A 19,972-nucleotide genomic window follows, 5' to 3' on the forward strand; every position below is an offset into this window, starting at 1 on the left:
CTGGCCTGCCGTCGGTGCGCTATGCTGCGGGAACCTCTCCCTGCATCAGGAATAAAAATGAAAAAAATCATACTGGACTGCGATCCGGGGCATGACGATGCGATCGCCATGCTGCTGGCCTGGGGTAACCCGCAGATTGATCTGTTGGCTGTGACCACCGTGGTAGGTAATCAAACACTGAATAAGGTCACCCGTAATGCGCTGGCCGTCGCGCGCATCGCCAATATTACCGGTGTCCCCTTTGCCGCCGGCTGTCCGCGCCCGCTAGTGCGCCAGATCGAAGTCGCACCCGATATCCATGGCGAGTCCGGCCTGGATGGCCCCGTGTTGCCAGTGCCAACATTGGCACTGGAACCCTGCCATGCAGTCGATCTGATCATCAATACCATCATGGCCCACCCGCCAGGCAGTGTGACGCTTGTCCCGACCGGCGGTCTGACCAATATCGCCATGGCGGTGCGTAAAGAACCCCGTATTGCGGAACGTGTTAAAGAAGTGGTGTTGATGGGCGGTGGCTACCACGTGGGCAACTGGAGCGCGGTGGCAGAATTTAATATCAAGATTGATCCGGAAGCCGCGCACATCGTGTTCAATGAAAAATGGCCGCTGACGATGGTTGGGCTGGATCTGACCCACCAGGCGCTTGCCACGCCGGAGGTGTGCGCACGCATCGCCGCCATCCACACAGGGCCAGCCAGGTTTGTTGGCGAGCTGCTCGAGTTCTTTGGTGAGATGTATCAACAAGCGCAGGGCTTTAGCGCCCCACCGGTACACGATCCTTGCGCGGTGGCCTATGTCATCGATCCTGAAGTCATGACGGTGTGTAAAGTGCCGGTAGATATTGAGTTAACCGGTACCCTGACGCTGGGTATGACGGTGGCCGACTTCCGCGCCCCGCCGCCGCCTGATTGCCATACTCAGGTAGCCGTGACGCTGGATCAGGAAAAATTCTGGGATTTGGTGGTGGACGCATTGGAAAGGATTGGGGAAGTGAAGGTTTAAACCAGGGCTTAAATACAACGCGAGCCGCAAAACGAAAGCTGACAGGGGCCGTAAATCGGCCCCTGGAAAAAAAATTACGCGGTACCACCAACGGTCAGGGTATCCAGCTTCAGGGTCGGTTGACCGACACCCACTGGCAGGCTTTGCCCTTCTTTGCCGCAAACGCCCACGCCTTTATCCAGCGCCAGATCGTTGCCGACCATCGATATCTGCTGCATCGCCTCAATCCCCGAGCCAATCAACGTCGCCCCCTTCACCGGTTTGGTAATGCGGCCTTTTTCGATCAAATAGGCCTCGGTGGTGGAGAACACAAATTTGCCAGAGGTGATATCTACCTGGCCGCCGCCAAAGTTAGGCGCATACAGGCCGTATTCAACGCTGGCGATGATCTCTTCCGGCGTGGACTTGCCCGCCAACATATAGGTGTTGGTCATGCGCGGCATTGGCAGATGCGCGTAAGACTCACGACGACCGTTGCCCGTCGGCGCAACGCCCATCAAGCGAGCGTTAAGTTTGTCCTGCATGTAGCCTTTCAGGATGCCGTTCTCGATCAGCACGTTGTACTGGCCCGGCACGCCTTCGTCATCGATCGCCAGAGAACCTCGGCGACCTTGCAGCGTACCATCATCCACTACCGTACAAAGTTCAGAAGCCACCAACTGCCCCATCTGACCGCTGAACACCGACGTACCGCGGCGGTTGAAGTCACCTTCCAGGCCGTGACCTACCGCTTCATGCAGCAACACGCCCGGCCAGCCAGCACCCAACACCACCGGCATATTGCCGGCTGGCGCCGCTACGGCAGAAAGGTTAATCAACGCCATGCGCACCGCCTCTTTGGCGTAAGCATCAGCGCGGACTTCGCCCTCGGCCATCTCCAGGAAATAGTCGTAACCGAAACGGCCGCCGCCGCCACTGGAACCGCGTTCACGCTTACCGTCTTCTTCCACCAGCACGCTGACAGATAAACGGACTAATGGGCGAACATCCGCCGCCAGCGTCCCGTCGGTTGCCGCAACCAGGATCTGCTCGTACACGCCGGTAATGCTGGCGCTCACTTCCTGTACCCGTTTGTCGGTAGCACGGGCGACCTTGTCGACGCGATGCAGCAGGGCAATTTTCTCTTCACGCGGCAGGCTTTGCAGCGGATCGAGCAGTGGATACAGGACGTTATGACTGATTTCGCCCAAGGTATGCACCTTGCCGTTACCTGCGTCACGTACGATGCTGCGCGCTGCCTGAGCACTTTGCTGTAATGCGTTCAGGGTAATTTGATCGGCATAGGCAAAGCCGGTTTTCTCGCCGCTGACGGCGCGTACCCCGACCCCTTGATCAATATTGTAAGAGCCATCCTTGATAATGCCGTCTTCAATTACCCAGGCTTCGTGGTAGCTGGACTGGAAATAGAGGTCGGCATAGTCGAGGCGGCGTTCGGCCAGTTGCCCCAAGACGGAAAACAGGTCCTGGTGGCTCAGCTTATTGGCAGCAAGTAACTGCTCACTGACAAACGTCAGGCTCATAATTTTTTTACTCTTTAATGGAGGAGTTTTTTTCAAACGGCGCGGTTAGCGACGTCTGGAATCTGTTGTGTTGCAATACCGGCATCTGTTCGCGAATGGTTTTGAGCCCGGTAATGTCGACCCGCACCTTCAATGCCGATACGGCATCCGGGTTTTCGGCCAGCACTTTGCCCCAACCGTCTACGGCCATCGAGTGGCCCCAGGTGCGACGCGTCGGCCCATGGCTGCCAACCTGTGCCGGTGCCAGGATCACACACTGGTTTTCAATCGCTCTTGCGCGCAGCAGGATTTCCCAATGCGCTTCGCCCGTCACGCGGGTAAAGGCAGCAGGAACCGAAATCAGTTCAGCGCCCTGGGCTCGCAACGCCTGATACAGTTCAGGGAAGCGCAAATCGTAGCATATGGTCATCCCTAAACGCCCGACCGGGGTATCGACGACCGTTAGCTGTTGGCCATGTTGGTAAGTGTCTGATTCCCGATAGTGGCCATGAGTATCCTTGATGTCCACGTCAAACATATGCAGTTTGTCGTAACGAGCACGAATTTCACCCTGGTCATCAAACAACAGGCTGCTGGTAGTGATAAACGCGGGGTTCTCGCGGCTGATCAACGGCATGGAACCGACCAGCAACCAGACGCCATAACGCCGCGCCATCTCGCGCACCGCATTCTGCAACGGCCCGTCACCCTGATGCTCTGCATGCTCACGATAAGCGGCAGAGTTGGCGAACAACAACGCGTTCTCTGGCGTCATGACCAGCTTCACCCCGGCATTGAGTTGCTTAATCTGCTGTTCAATCTGAGCCAGGTTGTCACGTACCTTATCGCCACTGCACAACTGTAACAACGCAACGTTAGCATTTCTCATGGCGCCTTATCCTCCTTTGGCTTACGCAGAACCTCGTTGATCTTAGGCTGATCCAGATCGCCGCTGATATGGTAGCGAATCAATGAAATCTTGCTCCACAGCGGCCCCAGCACCTGAGATGCGGCAAACACCGCCGCACCGACAATCGGGTTAATTACGAAAGCCGTAGCGACGCCAACGGTGGCCGAAATGGCCGGCGCGACTACCGCTTCCATATCAATCCGTCGGCGTGCCAGATCAATCTGCCCACTCATGGCGATATCCGCCGCCAGTCCGTCAACCAACAGGTTATCGGTATGCATTATGCCATCTTTCAGCCATGCCGTGCTGCGGATGGAATCAAAGTAGAAGCCTTTACCAAAGGTATCACTGAAATCGAACTGTAGCTTACGTAGCAAGGCATCGAAGCTCACCAAACGCAAGAGTTGCCCAGCGCGTCCACCGCCCATACTCTCGATCTCACCCTTGCCCATGTTGACCTTCAACGCGCCGCTGAGCGTATTCATCTGTGGCTTCCACGGCTGCCCATGCCAATACAGATCAAAATCGATGTCATAAGGCGAGCCTTTCAGTGGGGTAGTTATCCCAAAGAAAGAGGTGGTTTCGTCAATCTTGCCGCCCAGCAATTTGCCTTTCAATGAGCTGCGCTCTTCCTGCGCATTTTGCTTCCACAGGCCGCTGGCGGTCATACGCCCTTTACCGGTATCGATCAAACCATGCGTAAGCAGGAGAGTATCGCCCTGATTGGCCAGATCCGCCTCGACCTTGCCAAGATTTTGCCCCATGACCCAGCACGACTTGCAGCGCAACATCAGCGAAGGCCAGTCCCGGAAAGACACTTTATCCACCGTCGCCAATGGGTTCGTTGCCGCAGTCGAAGTGCCCTTTGCAGCATCAAACTGCGGATTGTAATAGAGATAATTTATGTCAGCGCGCCATGGCCCGCGTTCAGTTACCCGCAGGCTACCATCAACTTCATCGCTCTTGGCGCTGATCAGCGTCCCCCCCAGCTGTTTCTCGGCAGAAAGCGTCAGCTTGTGCCAAGCCTGACCCCCCAACAGCAATTGTGGTGTTTTCAGCGCCACGGTGGTCGGGAAGTTGAAACCGCCTACCTGGCCTGAACTGCCACCCTGTTTCAGGGCCGGAGCCATTAACCCCAACCATTTCTCACCGTCCAACGCCGGTAAGTTAAGCGTCAGCGATTTTCCCGCGGGCAGTGGCGGAGTTCCGCTGCCTGCTGTTTGCCATGCGGCACGTGCCAACGTCACCTGCTTTTTGGCAAAGGTCCACTCGCTATTAAAATGGTTCTGTTTACCCGCGCTGCCGGTCAGCATGAATCCATTCAAGCCGCCTTTCACTTTTACGCTTAATGGTAATGGCTCACCCGCCGGTTTATCCAACGGAGAAGGTAAGTGACTACTTACTTTTTTAAGGTCCGCCTCTACGCCAATGTCATAGCTGGCCGCCCCCTGATGAGGCAAGACGATAGCAACCTGGCCCTTCCAGGGCGCGCTGCCACTCAGCGTGTCGGCCACTTCCTTTGGAATGCCTGGGAATTTACCCGGCTGCCAGTCGGCATTCAGACCCACATTGACCTTGTAGTCGCTTTTACCTTCCTGTGTGTTGAAGTTTACTGCAACCGGCTGCCCGAACCAGTTGGCGGACAAAGTATCACTGCTCAGGTTACCGTTATCAAAACGGAACTTGCCGCTGACCTTTTGCAGTTCACTCTCGATCGGCTTGACCAACAGTGAGTTGTTGTTCAGTGCAACCTCTCCTGTGGCACGGACCAGCTCGCCGTTCAAGGGAATATCAAGATGTAAGCGCCCACTGACATTGCCGCCAATTTGCAGCTCATCCAGCGCGGCACCCAGTGAATCATGCAGCGGTGTCTGTTTGAAATAGTTATGGATCTCCGCACCCTGGCCCGCCACATCGGCATCAACGAACAGGCGTTCTTTCAGATAATCCGGAATAATTGCGGTGACATTCTTACCGTCGACGTTGCCCAACTTAGTCTGCGGCGCATTCATCCACAACCCTTCGTTGGCAAAGTCGAGATCGATAGCCAGATCGGTCAGCGCCGGCCAATCCGGCTGGAACTGGAAGGTTGAATGGCGTAGCGGGACAAACACCTCAAACTGGCCTTCGTTTTTGCGGTACGGGAAATGCTGTGGATCGCCGTTGTAGATCAAGGTGGCGTTATCCACCTGCCCGCCCTGGATGGCACCACTGAGGTAATCGACCAAATGCTTGCCCATCAAGGGTTCAGGGAAGTAACGCCAAGCGTCTGCGCCGTCATACAAACGGATACCGGCCAGAATATTCAGCCACGGGTCCCCTTTTGCCGGCTGCTGATAGCGGAAATCACCTTTTACCCACAGTGATTTGGCTTTCACATTCAAATCCTTGCTCGCCAGCGTCCACCCCTGGTCATTGTACTGCCAGGTCAGCGCCCCCGTGGCGCTGCTCACTTCCAATGGCGCACGGAACATATCACCGTACGGCAAGGTACTGTCGGTGAGACCAAGCTGCAGGCGGCCATTTTCTACGCCACCGCTCAGGGCGCCGGAAAAGTGGTTCACCCCTGGCAGCAATTTCCAGTGCTGCCAACTGACATCCTGCCAGCGGGCCTGGAAACGTGTTTTTTCCGGCTGCTTCAGCGGGATATCTAACGCCAGCGCGTTTAGCTTGCCTTGTGGTTGCAGGTCATTCCAGCGTTCCAGCACGTCCGGACTCAGGAAAGAGAAAGTCGGCAGCAGCGCCGCCAGCCGTTCTAGCTGAATATTAGTGGCACGTACCCGCAGTTCTTCAGTCTGCCCCGGCCCCATAAACTCGGTGTTTTCCGGGAGCCACAACGTGGAAAGCCGGCCCTGCGGCCAAGCCTGACCGTCTGTGGCCAAATTAAGCTGTGGCGCATCCACCTGCCAGCCCGTGCCCTGGCGGCTGAGCGTTAACGCCAGGTTGTCCACGTCCAATCGGTGTTGCTGATCGCCCACGCTCCAATTGGCCGCGCCTTGCTTCAGCAATGCATTACCGCCGGCGATTTCGCCGTTCTGGATCTGTAGCCAGGCAGCCAGGCTAAAGTCGGCGCTTTCCAGACCGGTATTGGCACGCAACCAACGAGTAAACCAAGGCTTCATGTCGATATTATCGGCCTGCATATAAACCGTGCCGGTATTCAATAACCCCTGATTGTCACGCAGGTCCATACGTAACTGCACCACGCCGTGCTGTCCGTTCAGCGTCGACAGGCTGATCTGCCCTTCGGCACGGTGGCGATCGCGGCTGTTAAGCCAGGTAAGCTGCGGGACTTCGAATTCGGCACGGGCACCGGCGGGCGTCAGGAATGAGAGACGGCTGTCACGTAGGTCGAAATGATCTAATTGATGCAGCAGCAGATCGGTAATCTTCCCCGGTTCGATGGTGCTACCCTGATGCGCGTCCCCCCCCAATGTGGTGTTCAAATCAAACTGGAGTTGGTAAAAGGTGAGATCGCGAAATTGCCAGCGCCAATGCAGCAATGACTGCCACACGTCTAGCGCCAGCGTAACACGTTCAATATGCAGGTTACTTTTAGGCAACGTGGCCCGCACGTTGCGCATTTCAAGCTGTGGGCCGAAGGTTTCCCAGCTCCCCTGCATGAAATCGACCTGCACAGGCACACCGGAAAGGCTTTCGACCTTTGCCAGTATTTGAGGGCGGTAGTTGTTCAGCTCAGGCAGTGCCAAACGTAATCCGCTGATCAGCAACGCCACGACGACAATCAGACTGGCGCCTGTAGCTAACAAAATCCCAGGCAGTCGCCTCACGCAGTTCTCCTTGCTTCCGCTGCCTGGCAACGGGAATATCTATGCACAGTGGGGCTCAGCATGCTGAGCCCCACCGATGCCGGACCTTGGCTACCCACAGGCGGACTACATCATGACAACGTCAAACTGTTCCTGACTGTACAAGGGTTCGATTTGTACCTTCACCTGCTTGCCGACAAAAATTTCTACTTCCGCCAACGCATGAGACTCTTCGCTTTTCAGCGCTTCCCCCACCGCCGCGGACGCGTATACCAGGAAACGATCGGAATCATAAGCATGGTGCACACGCACAATTTCGCGCAAAATTTCGTAGCACACGGTTTCCACTGTTTTCAATGTGCCGCGTCCATGACAAGTAGGACAATCATGACACAGCACATGTTCAATGCTTTCACGCGTACGTTTACGCGTCATTTCAACTAAGCCTAGCTGAGAGAAGCCGTTAATCGTGGTTTTTACCCGATCTTTACTCAGCGCCAGCTCCAGCGAGTGTAGTACCCGACGCCGGTGTTCGTCATTGTTCATGTCAATGAAGTCAATGATGATTATACCGCCCAAATTGCGCAGCCGCAGTTGGCGGGCAATAGCTTGCGTCGCTTCGATATTGGTATTGAAGATGGTTTCGTCGAGGTTACGATGGCCGACAAAAGCGCCCGTGTTGATATCCACGGTGGTCATCGCCTCGGTCTGATCGATAATCAGATAACCGCCGGACTTCAGTTCCACCTTGCGCTCTAACGCGCGCTGTATCTCATTTTCGACATCGTACAAATCAAAGATGGGCTGGCTACCGGTATACAGTTCCAGTTTGGCAGTGATATCCGGGATGTACTCACCGGTAAACTCCACCAACAAATCGTGAGTCAGACGGGAGTCCACGCGGATCCGATCCAGCGCTGCACCCGCGAAATCACGCAGAATGCGCTGCGCCAGCGCCAATTCGCCATACAGTTTGTATTTGGTCTGGTTGCGTTTTTTACGCTCCATCACCTTGGTCCACAGGCGTTTAAGGAAGGCGGCGTCCTGCGCCAGCTCTTCTTCACCGATGCCTTCCGCCGCGGTGCGGATGATAAAACCACCCAGCTCATCGCAATAGCCGGCAACGGCTTTCTTCAAACGCTCGCGCTCGGCTTCGCTTTCTATACGTTGGGAAACACCAACGTGCGCCGCACCCGGCATAAACACCAGGTAACGCGAAGGCAAGGTAATGTCGGTAGTCAGGCGTGCGCCTTTAGTGCCCAGCGGATCTTTCACTACCTGCACCATCAGATCCTGCCCCTGGCGCACCAGCTCAGCAATATCCCGCACGTGGAAATTCTTCTGCTCATCACCAGCAACACACTCGGTGTGTGGCATGATATCGGAGGCGTGCAGGAAGGCCGCTTTGTCCAGGCCGATATCGACGAATGCTGCCTGCATGCCTGGCAACACGCGACTTACGCGCCCTTTATAAATATTGCCGACGATGCCACGCTTGGATTCGCGCTCGATGTGGATCTCTTGCAGGATGCCGCCATCAATATAGGCAACCCGCGTTTCAGACGGTGTGATATTAACCAGTAGCTCAGCTGTCATGCCCTCTCCTCAGAACCGGTCGATAATGGCAGCACCCATCAACCGGTTCTTACATCACGTAATGCGACAAAATTACTGAGCAGCTCATGTGTTTCGACTAACGGCAAGCCCATCACTGCGTGATAACTGCCGGTTATCGTTCTGACGAAACAACCACCCTTTCCTTGAATTCCGTAGGCGCCCGCTTTATCCATCGGTTCGCCCGTTGCAATATAGTCGCAAATATCCTGCTGTGACAGGTTGCGGAATGTCACGTCTGTCACCACTAGCTGGCACAGAACATCATGGCAATCGGCGACGGCCACTGCGGTCATCACCTGATGCTGTTTACCCGACAGCGCCGCCAGCATTTCTGCCGCATGCGCTTCGTCGCGTGGTTTTTCCAACACCCGGCCATTGAGCACGACAATGGTATCGGCCCCCAGTACCGGCCAGTCTTTCTGCGCCATGGCCACGCCCGCTTTGGCCTTGTCCTGCGCCAAACGGCGCACATAGGCTTCGGCGGCTTCCCCTTCACGCCGCTGTTCTTCTGTGTCCGTTAAGATGACTTCAAACGGAACCCCTAGAAGGGTCAGTAATTCACGTCGACGGGGAGAACCAGAGGCCAGATAAAGCGAAGTCATTGATATACCCTTACTGTACGGCGAACTGACGGCGAATTTTGCGCATCAGCAGGAATAACCACGGCCACAGGATGCCGTTTACCACACTACTCCAGAACACCTCTGGGCGGAAAGAGACGTTGATCACTAAGAACTCGGCCCAGAACACCACGACGTCCATCGCCAGTGACAACAGCACGACGATCAACGCCTGTTGCCAGAGCGCCATATTGCGGAACAGTTGGAATTTGAATGCCACCAGATAGGCAATGATCCCCAACGCCAGTGCGCGAACGCCCAACGTGGAACCGAGGATCAGATCCATAATCAAGCCCAGCACAAAACCGGTACCGACATTAACCCGGTGTGGCAGCGCCATCACCCAGTAGATCAGGATCAAGGCCAGCCAGGACGGTCGGAACATATAGATCTGTTCCGGCCACGGCATGATTTGCAGCACCAGTGCCACCAGAAATGACAGCCAGATTATCCAGCGCCCGTTGCTGCGATAGCGGTTCATTGCGCAGCTCCCGTGGCGGGTGCCGCGGTTGGCACAGCCGTGCCGGTGGCCGCTGCCGGCTGCGGCAACTGTGGCCCCACGGCATCTGGCGGCGGCAGAACCTGCGGCATCATCTGCATCAGGCGCTCATTGGCAACGCGATGTACTTCGTCCGGAGGCAACGGCATATCACCGTTGCGGTCAGCGCCCCATAACAACAGCAGATAGCGCAAACGTTGCAGGCCAGCCGTTGGTCGCGCTTGAATCACGGTATAGGCACGTTGGTTATCCACTTTGACCGAGGACACAACGGCCACCGGGTAGCCTTCAGGGAAGCGTCCACCCAGACCCGATGTGACCAGCACATCACCCACGCGGATATCCGTATTGTTCGGCAGATGCTCAAGCTGTAAGTCGTCTGCACACCCACTGCCTGCCGCGATCACCCGGATATCGTTACGCAATACCTGGATTGGCAGCGCGTGTGAAGCATCGCAGATGAGCAATACGCGACTGGTCACCTTCGCCACCGCGACGACTTGGCCAACAACACCTTTATCGCTGATGACAGGTTGGCCTTCATAAACGCCATTGTCCGAACCTTTGTCGATCACCACCTGATCGCTGTAAGGATCGGAGCCGGTCGAGATCACCTGGGTGACCATTTTATGCTCGTCCTGGCGCAACGGTGAGCCTAATAGCTCACGCAAGCGGGCGTTTTCCTGCTTGAATTGACCAAGAAGAAGAATATCGCTGTTTTTCAGCAGCAGTTCCTGCCGCAGAGCCCGGTTTTCAAGCTCCAGCTGTTGGCGGGTAGCCAGCGTTTCTGAAACGCTGTCCAAAACTTTACGTGGCCCATTGGCCAGAAAATAGAAAGGGCTAACGGCCGTGTCCATGTAGTTACGTATTTTCACGAACGTACCGAGACGGCTATCGGCAACGATCAGGCAAATCGCCGCAATCACTGCCAAAAAAAGTCGTAGTTGCAGAGAAGGGCCCCTGCTAAAAATCGGCTTCATAAATTATGCGTGTTCCTCGACAACAGAAAGAGGAACCGTACCTGATTTTCGCTTTGCGCAGTCATCCGATACGATTCCTCCTTCCTGGGGCTGACTATTCTTCGCTGAACAAATCGCCGCCATGCATGTCGATCATTTCCAACGCCTTGCCGCCGCCGCGGGCTACGCAGGTCAGCGGATCTTCTGCTACGACTACCGGAATACCGGTTTCTTCCATCAGCAGGCGATCCAGGTTGCGCAACAGTGCGCCACCGCCGGTCAACACCATGCCACGTTCGGAAATGTCGGAAGCCAACTCCGGCGGACACTGTTCCAGCGCCACCATCACCGCACTGACGATACCGGTCAACGGCTCTTGCAGCGCTTCGAGGATTTCATTGGAATTCAGGGTAAAGCCGCGTGGCACGCCCTCAGCCAGGTTACGGCCGCGAACTTCGATTTCATGCACTTCATCGCCTGGATAAGCAGAACCGATGCCGTGTTTGATACGTTCAGCAGTGGCTTCACCAATCAGTGAGCCATAGTTACGGCGCACATAATTAATGATGGCTTCGTCGAAACGGTCACCACCGATACGCACGGAGGAGGAGTAGACCACACCATTTAGTGAGATCACGGCCACTTCAGTGGTACCACCACCGATATCAACCACCATCGAACCCGTCGCTTCAGAAACCGGCAGACCTGCACCGATTGCCGCAGCCATAGGTTCTTCAATCAGAAACACTTCACGTGCCCCCGCCCCTTGAGCGGATTCACGGATGGCACGGCGTTCAACCTGAGTTGCGCCGACCGGCACACACACCAGCACGCGCGGGCTTGGCCGCATGAAGCTGTTGCTGTGGACCTGTTTGATGAAATGCTGCAGCATTTTTTCTGTCACGAAGAAATCGGCGATAACGCCGTCTTTCATCGGACGAATAGCCGCGATATTGCCGGGTGTACGTCCCAGCATCTGTTTAGCCTCATGACCCACGGCCGCAACGCTCTTGGGTGAACCGGCACGATCCTGGCGAATGGCAACCACCGACGGTTCGTTCAGTACAATGCCTTGCCCTTTAACATAAATCAGGGTATTGGCGGTACCCAAGTCGATGGACAAGTCGTTGGAAAACATGCCACGAAATTTCTTAAACATAACTAAAGGATAATCCTGCAAGCTGGGGGCGGAAAATAAAATCCGCCTACTTTACCAACCACACGAAGCAGCGACAAGGCGCAAAAACGTTCTACTTCGGTGAAAAATAGTCTGTATTGTTTCTGCTCGAATGCACGGAAATTGGATGAGGCCTGAATTCCCTGAACAAAGGCTCAGTTTACCACCCTGTCAGCGCACGAAACGGCGTAACACAGCTCATAAAATCTAACATATTCCCTGATTGCCGCTGGTGGTAAGCACCTACCAACGCTCAACAGAAAAGGACTGACAAGAGCCTATATCAAATAGGCGTCATTGTCGCAGGCAGTTTGGGGAAAATCCCAAAATGACAGATAAAATAGCCCAGATGAATTGGCGCTCATTCTACGTCAATTTTTGCCAGGCTTTCAGGTTAAACTCGATAACGGCGTGAATATTTTTTACGCCCGACGTCTATTGGCTCTGGAGGCGCGAAAAAGTCGCCCTGCCCACCGAGAATCCCGCGTTCTTTCAGCGTTTGCCATTCATTGCGCGTCCGCACACTTGCAGCAAAAACCTGGGTACTTGTGCCTTCACAAGCGCCGGTCAGGCTCTGAACGAACAGCTGATTTTCATCACGCTTATCAATACTCCGCACCAGACCCGCGTGAAGCTTAACCAGCTCCACCGGTAAGGACTTGATATAAGAGGTACTGACTACGGTTAACCCCGCTTGAGAGACCACCAAACGGCACCCCAATCCTGAAAGCAATCTCAGCACAGGGCGCAAACGGTCGATATGTTGACACACATCTGCCTCTGCAAGTTCAATCAGAATTCGCCGACGATGACTTTTTTCACACTGTAGCAGGCTATCACGCAGCCAGCGCTGGAAAGTGCGCTGCAATAATGAATCAACACACAGCGTAAATGCCAACGACTCTTCAGGCCACAATGCCAACAAAGGCAGAATGCGGCTAATAAGCTGACGATCGTAGCTTTCCGCCAACCCCAACTGCTGCACTAATGGCATATATTCAGATGGCAGTAGTTCCTGCGTCCCGTCATAAATCCGACTCATGATCTCACGATGATGGACTTCCCCTTCCACCGTCACCGCCGGTTTCTGATATAACCGTGGGCCTCCCTTCGCAAGCACTTGCTCCAACAACGTTCGCCACTTGACGCTACCGCGGCCTTTTTCAGGCACCTGGCTGTCGTAAACATACCACCCGTTTTCCCCCTGCAACGTGGCATGGCGCGTTGCCTGTTCTGCGAAATCAATCACCTGCTCGGTGGTTTGCCCGCTGCGGTATGCCACGATGCCAATGTGTAAAAACGCTTCGCGATCGATGAGTGCCGTTGAAGGCAAGGCGTCAATTGCGTGAACCAGCTGCGAAGCAATACCGTCCGCTTCTTTCAATGTGCGGTGCGGCAAGAGAACGGTAAAATCGCTGTGGAAATAGCGTGCCAGCAGCGCCGCCGGATAGCGCATCACAAAGGTCGACAACAGGTTAACCAGTGAATACATCAGTTCCTGCACCACGGTGTTACCGTGGATTTCCCGCAGCGTATCGAAATCCGGTAATCGCACCATCATAACAATGCCGTGCGAGCCGGCCTCTTCCAACTGAGTGGTGAGCTGGTTATCGAAGAAGAGTCGGTTGTTTAGCCCGGTTTTGGCATCCTGAGCGGCAAAGGCACGGATCAGCGTATCGACCCGGCTGCGCTCCTCGCGAGCCTCCGCCAGATCCGCCAACAGGCGATCGAGAGCGCCGCTAACGTTCGCAGGCCATTCACGCACGTCACCTTGCATCACGCTTTCACGTTCGCCATTCAAAATGCGGCGCGCACGGCGCTCAAGCCGATCCTCGCCATCGGCCTGTTCCCGTAACCAGCGCAGGCTGAACAGCAGGATCATCACCATCACGACGATGGACAACGTCACAGCGGCGGTGGATTGCAAGGAACGCACGTCGCTGGCGAAAGGATCAACATAAGTAATCGTCAGTGAGGCGCCAGGGTGCTGTAGCAGCGGCTGGGCGACTTGCCGATAACCGCTAAGAGACTCCCAGGGCGCTTTGACCGTCGGTAATTTATAAGAGAGAAGATTACTGCTACTGGTATCTATGCTGACCGCCACAATACCGAGCGGCCGCATCACCAAAGGCAGCCATTGTTTCTGCTCTTCGGGGGATTCACGCAGCATCGCCTGATCGAGCGAGGTCATCAGTGAGTCGAAACGACGCTCCAGACGATCTTGTGTGACGTAGAAGAAACTGTATGAACAGCCCATCAGCATCAAAAACATCGCCAGAGCAACAAGCAGGGTGATCAATGCAGAGAGTTTGGTGGTGAATCGCATCCCTGTGCCTTGTCCGTTATGGTTACGTGAATTTTCACCTTTGGAAGTATAAAGGCCCCGAATCCTCTCAAATGAATCCAACACAATACCTTGATATTTTAATGAGTCACTGGCTCAACCCAAGGGTATCCACCAACCGATCTTGCCGCTCAAGCTATCAAGCATCGCCAACGATGAAAACCTTCAATCATTATTTTTTGTCCTTTATCAGGACATAAATTTCTTATTATGCATATAGTCATTGAAATCTGATTCAGCCATCTTTGGCAAAAATGCAAACGAGAGGAAGAGTGACATGCGCGCACTGTTATTGGAACAACAAGACGATCAAACTCTAGCTCACGTCAAGGATATCGGTAGCGATCAGTTGCCCGACGGCGACGTGACGGTGAACGTCAACTGGTCCAGCCTTAACTATAAAGATGCATTGGCGATCACAGGTAAAGGCAAGATCGTACGTAATTTCCCGATGGTGCCCGGCATCGATTTCGCCGGTACCGTCCATCATAGCCGCGACGATCGCTTTAAAGAAGGCCAAAGCGTGGTGCTTACTGGTTGGGGTGTGGGCGAAAACCATTGGGGCGGCCTGGCGGAACAAGCGCGGGTCTCCGGCGAATGGTTGGTACCACTTCCACACGGGTTAGATGAACGTAAAGCCATGATCCTCGGGACCGCCGGTTTTACCGCCATGCTGTGCGTGATGGCACTGGAAGAAGGCGGCGTGCACCCCGATGATGGCAATATTTTAGTTACCGGTGCCAGTGGCGGCGTAGGCAGTACGGCGATCGCCATTCTTGCGGCACTGGGCTATCACGTCACGGCAATCAGCGGCCGTGAAAGCAATACCGAATATTTAAAAGCGCTCGGCGCCAAAGAAGTGCTATCGCGCAGTGGCTATCTCGAAGCCCCGCGCCCACTTGAGAAACAGCTGTGGGCAGGTGCCGTAGATACCGTGGGTGACACACTGCTGGCGCGCGTGTTGGCGCAAATGAACTATAACGGTACCGTCGCGGCCTGCGGTTTAGCCGGTGGCTATCACCTGCCGACTACGGTTATGCCATTTATTCTGCGCAACGTACGCCTGCAAGGCGTGGACTCGGTACACACGCCGCTGCATCGCCGTCAAACCGCCTGGGAACGCCTGGCGGGTATCCTGCCGGACAGCTTCTATCAACAAGCTACCCAAGAAATCACGTTGGAACAGGCTCCGGCTACCGCTGCCGCGCTGCTGGAGAACAAAGTCACCGGTCGTACCCTGGTGAAAATCCGCTAATCCCAACGCCCCTCCGGCAACGGGGGGGCATACCCCGCCTGCGAAATTTCATATTTTCCCTCCGCTTCTCGCATATGGCCTGCTTTCACGCCATGCTTATATCCTAAGACGCGGAGAAAATGTCATGAGTAAACAACGAAAATTGACCGAGGCCGATGTCACACCCGAGAGCGTGTTTCATCAGCGCCGCAAAGTGTTGCAGGCATTAGGCATCACCGCCGCTTCACTGGCGTTGCCCACCCCTGCACGGGCTGATTTGCTGTCATGGTTCAAAGGCCACGATCGGCCCAAGGCACCACCGGGCAAACCGCTGACGTTCACCAAGCCTGCGGCCTGGCAATCCCAACTGGCACTGACGCCGGAAGACAAAGTTTCCGGCTACAACAATTTCTACGAGTTCGGTCTCGATAAGGCCGATCCGGCCGCCAACGCAGGCGGACTGAAGACCGAAGGCTGGAAAGTGCGCATCGACGGCGAAGTGGCTAAGCCCATCACGCTCGACATCGACGATTTAATGAAGCGTTTTCCATTGGAACAGCGTATCTACCGTATGCGCTGCGTGGAAGCCTGGTCGATGGTCGTGCCCTGGATTGGCTTTGAGTTGGGGAAGCTGATCACGCTCGCGGAGCCAAACAGCAATGCACGCTATGTCGCCTTCCAAACGCTGTACGACCCGGAGCAAATGCCGGGCCAGAAAGACCGATTTATCGGCGGTGGCCTGAAGTATCCCTATGTAGAAGGCTTGCGTCTTGATGAGGCGATGAATCCACTGGCATTGCTGACTGTCGGTGTGTACGGCAAGACACTCCCGCCGCAAAACGGTGCGCCACTGCGGCTTATTACCCCGTGGAAATACGGTTTTAAAGGTATTAAGTCGATTGTGCACATCCGTCTGGTACGCGATCAACCGCCGACGACCTGGAATGAGTCTGCGCCAAATGAATACGGTTTCTACGCCAATGTGAATCCGCATGTCGATCACCCGCGCTGGTCTCAGGCCACCGAGCGATTTATCGGCTCCGGCGGTATTTTGGACGTTAAACGCCAGCCGACGCTCCTGTTTAATGGCTATGCCGAACAGGTCGCATCGTTGTATCGCGGTCTCGACCTGCGGGAGAATTTCTAAGTGCGTTTGACCCCAACTCACATCACATGGATCAAGGTCGGCATTTATCTGGCGGCATTTCTGCCTTTCCTCTGGCTGGTGCTGTCGGTAGACCAAGGTTGGTTCAGCGCCGATCCTGCCAAAGATATTCAGCATTTTACCGGCAGAATGACGCTAAAATTGCTGCTGGCAACCTTGGCTATCGCTCCGTTGGCACGCTACGCTCGCCAACCCTTGCTGATACGCTGCCGTCGTTTGGTCGGGCTGTGGTGTTTTGCCTGGGGCACACTGCATCTGATAAGCTATTCGACGCTTGAACTGGGGTTAAGCAATATCGGCCTGCTGGGGCGCGAACTTGTCACCCGTCCGTATTTGACACTCGGCATTATCAGTTGGTTGATCCTACTGGCGCTGGCCGCGACCTCAACGCTGTGGGCTATGCGCAAACTGGGCGCCAAATGGCAGACATTGCATAATTTGGTGTATCTGGTCGCGATCCTGGCTCCGATTCACTACCTGTGGTCGGTAAAAACCTTCTCGCCACAGCCCTTTATTTACGCCCTGCTGGCGGTGTTATTACTGGCACTGCGATACAAGAAATTCCGCAATTGGCGGCGTTAACAGGCGGAACTTTTCTGTGTTCTACCCCTCATAATGCGATAACGCCACCGTCAGTTTGCTGATTTAGGGTTGAATATCTTCGCTGATAAGACCAGTATTTAGCTGCGAATTGCTACGATATCGTTATAATGCCCGACCTTGTTCCTGTTCTCAGGGTGAATTTTCCCCTTAACAGGTGACAAATCGGTGACGTCGGGTTATTTTCTACGATGATGGTTTTATTGCCGGAGATACCAGCACAATGGCGGATAAGTTTCACATTTTGCTTCTAAACGGCCCCAATCTGAATCTGCTGGGGACGCGTGAGCCGGAGAAGTACGGCAGCACGACGTTAACAGAGATTGTTAACGGATTGGAAAACCAGGCATCCACACTGGATATTACCCTGAGCCATCTGCAGTCTAACGCCGAACATGCGCTGATCGACCGCATACATGAAGCGCGCGGCAACACAGATTTTATTCTGATTAACCCTGCCGCGTTCACGCATACCAGCGTGGCGCTGCGTGATGCATTGCTGGCGGTGCAGATCCCGTTTATCGAGATCCACTTGTCCAACGTGCACGCCCGAGAACCTTTCCGCCATCACTCTTACCTCTCCGATATTGCGGTGGGTGTGATTTGCGGCCTCGGCGCGGATGGCTACACATTTGCTTTACAGGCAGCGGTTAACCGTCTGTCGAAAACCCACTAATTGCTACGCAAAAAGAGTACGGAATCACACTCATGGATATTCGTAAAATCAAGAAACTGATCGAACTGGTTGAAGAATCAGGCATTTCTGAACTGGAAATCTCTGAAGGCGAAGAGTCAGTTCGCATCAGCCGCGCCGCACCGGCGCAGGCTTACCCAATGATGCCACAGGCATATGCAATGCCGGCACAGCCGCAGCCAGCACTGGCTACTGCCGTTGCCAGCGCACCAGCCGAAACGCCTGCAGCACCAGCGGCCATGAGTGGCCACGTCGTCCGTTCCCCAATGGTGGGTACTTTCTACCGCACGCCAAGCCCGGATGCGAAAGCCTTCATCGAAGTCGGCCAGAAAGTGAACGCCGGCGACACGCTGTGCATCGTTGAAGCGATGAAAATGATGAACCAGATCGAAGCGGACAAATCCGGCGTAGTGAAAGCTATTCTGGTAGAGAACGGCCAACCGGTAGAATTTGACGAGCCACTGGTCGTCATCGAATAACGAGGCGAACATGCTTGATAAAATTGTTATCGCCAACCGTGGCGAGATCGCACTTCGTATCCTGCGTGCTTGTAAAGAGTTGGGCATCAAAACTGTTGCCGTACACTCCACAGCCGATCGCGATCTGAAACACGTACTGCTGGCTGACGAGACTGTATGTATCGGTCCTGCGCCATCAGTTAAAAGCTATCTGAATATCCCGGCTATCATCTCTGCGGCAGAAATCACCGGCGCAGTGGCGATCCACCCAGGGTATGGCTTCTTGTCTGAAAACGCCGACTTCGCCGAGCAAATCGAGCGTTCTGGCTTTATCTTCATTGGCCCGAAAGCCGAAACTATCCGCCTGATGGGCGACAAGGTTTCTGCTATCAACGCCATGAAGAAAGCCGGTGTACCTTGTGTGCCTGGCTCCGATGGCCCGCTGACCGACGACATGGACAAAAACCGTGCCTTCGCTAAGCGCATCGGCTATCCGGTCATCATCAAGGCATCCGGCGGCGGCGGCGGCCGCGGCATGCGCGTTGTGCGCAGCGACAAAGACCTCGAGCAATCCATCACCATGACCAAAGCGGAAGCCAAAGCGGCTTTCAATAACGACATGGTTTACATGGAAAAATACCTGGAAAACCCACGCCATATCGAAATTCAGATTTTGGCAGACGGTCAGGGTAATGCCATCTATCTGGCCGAGCGCGACTGCTCCATGCAGCGTCGCCACCAGAAAGTGGTTGAAGAGGCTCCGGCACCGGGCATCACCAGCGAAATGCGTCGTTATATCGGCGAGCGTTGTTCGAAGGCCTGTGTGGAAATCGGTTACCGCGGCGCGGGTACTTTCGAGTTCCTGTATGAAAACGGCGAGTTCTATTTCATCGAAATGAACACCCGTATTCAGGTTGAACACCCGGTTACTGAAATGATCACCGGTGTGGATCTGATCAAAGAGCAGCTGCGTATCGCTGCCGGTCAGCCACTGTCGATCAAACAGGACGAAGTGAAGGTTCACGGCCACGCGGTGGAATGCCGTATCAACGCCGAAGACCCGAACACCTTCCTGCCAAGCCCAGGCAAGATCACCCGTTTCCATGCACCAGGTGGTTTCGGCGTGCGTTGGGAATCTCATATTTACGCCGGTTATACCGTACCGCCGTACTATGATTCCATGATCGGCAAACTGATCACGTTCGGTGAAAACCGTGACGTGGCGATTGCCCGCATGAAGAACGCCCTGGCTGAGCTGATCATCGATGGCATCAAAACCAACGTTGAGCTGCAGCAAAAGATCATGAGCGACGAAAATTTCCAGCACGGTGGCACTAACATCCACTATCTGGAGAAGAAGCTGGGTCTGCAGGAAACCTAAGGCAGGCTATTCGCATCGCCTGACAGAAGGCCGGTTAATTGCC

Annotated in this window: 16 protein-coding genes; 7 read left to right on the forward strand and 9 right to left on the reverse strand. The window is 54.8% G+C overall.

Translation table 11 applies throughout. From position 1 onward, the window contains the following. Window positions 1-57: 57 nt before the first annotated feature. Window positions 58-1,002: a uridine-preferring nucleoside hydrolase UriH gene (uriH, locus tag AC2FCQ_RS10920; RefSeq protein WP_490307874.1), complete on the forward strand. Its 945-nt coding sequence runs from the start codon at window positions 58-60 to the stop codon at window positions 1,000-1,002. A 74-nt stretch (window positions 1,003-1,076) separates the two neighbouring features. Here the strand turns inward: uriH and tldD are convergent, their stop codons facing one another. The 9 genes from tldD to csrD all read right to left on the reverse strand — a co-directional run bounded on the left by tldD (window position 1,077) and on the right by csrD (window position 14,379). Beyond that, window positions 1,077-2,522 (reverse strand): metalloprotease TldD, encoded by a 1,446-nt coding sequence (gene tldD, locus AC2FCQ_RS10925; protein ID WP_404760531.1) that lies wholly within the window; start codon window positions 2,520-2,522, stop codon window positions 1,077-1,079. Between the two features lie 7 nt (window positions 2,523-2,529). Then, window positions 2,530-3,390, reverse strand: coding sequence for a deaminated glutathione amidase (nit1, locus tag AC2FCQ_RS10930; RefSeq protein WP_209637090.1), 861 nt, complete (start codon window positions 3,388-3,390; stop codon window positions 2,530-2,532). Further along, window positions 3,387-7,202 (reverse strand): AsmA2 domain-containing protein YhdP, encoded by a 3,816-nt coding sequence (gene yhdP / locus AC2FCQ_RS10935; protein WP_490307872.1) that lies wholly within the window; start codon window positions 7,200-7,202, stop codon window positions 3,387-3,389. The genes nit1 and yhdP overlap by 4 nt, the downstream gene beginning before the upstream one ends. Before the next feature lie 105 nt (window positions 7,203-7,307). Continuing rightward, window positions 7,308-8,777: a ribonuclease G gene (gene rng / locus AC2FCQ_RS10940; RefSeq protein ID WP_209637080.1), complete on the reverse strand. Its 1,470-nt coding sequence runs from the start codon at window positions 8,775-8,777 to the stop codon at window positions 7,308-7,310. Window positions 8,778-8,815: 38 nt separating this feature from the next. Next, window positions 8,816-9,400, reverse strand: a complete 585-nt coding sequence (locus AC2FCQ_RS10945) for a Maf family protein (protein ID WP_209637078.1) — start codon at window positions 9,398-9,400, stop codon at window positions 8,816-8,818. 10 nt (window positions 9,401-9,410) lie between these two features. Further along, the gene (gene mreD / locus AC2FCQ_RS10950; RefSeq protein ID WP_012147104.1) at window positions 9,411-9,899 is read right to left on the reverse strand and encodes a rod shape-determining protein MreD; all 489 of its coding nucleotides are present in this window, start codon (window positions 9,897-9,899) and stop codon (window positions 9,411-9,413) included. Continuing rightward, window positions 9,896-10,897, reverse strand: a complete 1,002-nt coding sequence (gene mreC / locus AC2FCQ_RS10955) for a rod shape-determining protein MreC (protein ID WP_265555880.1) — start codon at window positions 10,895-10,897, stop codon at window positions 9,896-9,898. The genes mreD and mreC overlap by 4 nt, the downstream gene beginning before the upstream one ends. A 94-nt stretch (window positions 10,898-10,991) precedes the next feature. Continuing rightward, window positions 10,992-12,035, reverse strand: coding sequence for a rod shape-determining protein MreB (mreB, locus tag AC2FCQ_RS10960; RefSeq protein WP_012147106.1), 1,044 nt, complete (start codon window positions 12,033-12,035; stop codon window positions 10,992-10,994). Window positions 12,036-12,447: 412 nt separating this feature from the next. Beyond that, window positions 12,448-14,379: an RNase E specificity factor CsrD gene (gene csrD / locus AC2FCQ_RS10965; RefSeq protein WP_209637074.1), complete on the reverse strand. Its 1,932-nt coding sequence runs from the start codon at window positions 14,377-14,379 to the stop codon at window positions 12,448-12,450. A gap of 295 nt (window positions 14,380-14,674) precedes the next feature. On the opposite strand from csrD, the gene acuI reads away from it, so the two are divergent. From acuI to accC, 6 genes are all read left to right on the forward strand, one after another. After that, the gene (acuI, locus tag AC2FCQ_RS10970) at window positions 14,675-15,652 is read left to right on the forward strand and encodes an acrylyl-CoA reductase (NADPH) (protein WP_209637072.1); all 978 of its coding nucleotides are present in this window, start codon (window positions 14,675-14,677) and stop codon (window positions 15,650-15,652) included. A 124-nt stretch (window positions 15,653-15,776) separates the two neighbouring features. Continuing rightward, the gene (gene msrP / locus AC2FCQ_RS10975; RefSeq protein WP_209637070.1) at window positions 15,777-16,778 is read left to right on the forward strand and encodes a protein-methionine-sulfoxide reductase catalytic subunit MsrP; all 1,002 of its coding nucleotides are present in this window, start codon (window positions 15,777-15,779) and stop codon (window positions 16,776-16,778) included. Next, complete coding sequence (gene msrQ / locus AC2FCQ_RS10980) at window positions 16,779-17,378, forward strand: protein-methionine-sulfoxide reductase heme-binding subunit MsrQ (protein WP_490307867.1); 600 nt, start codon at window positions 16,779-16,781, stop codon at window positions 17,376-17,378. A gap of 241 nt (window positions 17,379-17,619) precedes the next feature. Beyond that, on the forward strand, window positions 17,620-18,072 hold the full coding sequence (gene aroQ / locus AC2FCQ_RS10985) for a type II 3-dehydroquinate dehydratase (RefSeq protein ID WP_265555877.1): 453 nt from the start codon (window positions 17,620-17,622) through the stop codon (window positions 18,070-18,072). 32 nt (window positions 18,073-18,104) lie between these two features. After that, window positions 18,105-18,569: an acetyl-CoA carboxylase biotin carboxyl carrier protein gene (gene accB, locus AC2FCQ_RS10990; RefSeq protein WP_020832085.1), complete on the forward strand. Its 465-nt coding sequence runs from the start codon at window positions 18,105-18,107 to the stop codon at window positions 18,567-18,569. A gap of 10 nt (window positions 18,570-18,579) precedes the next feature. Then, window positions 18,580-19,929, forward strand: a complete 1,350-nt coding sequence (accC, locus tag AC2FCQ_RS10995) for an acetyl-CoA carboxylase biotin carboxylase subunit (protein WP_037416206.1) — start codon at window positions 18,580-18,582, stop codon at window positions 19,927-19,929. Window positions 19,930-19,972 lie beyond the last annotated feature (43 nt).

This window comes from Serratia sp. CoH_134_PS_4 (assembly GCF_058190535.1).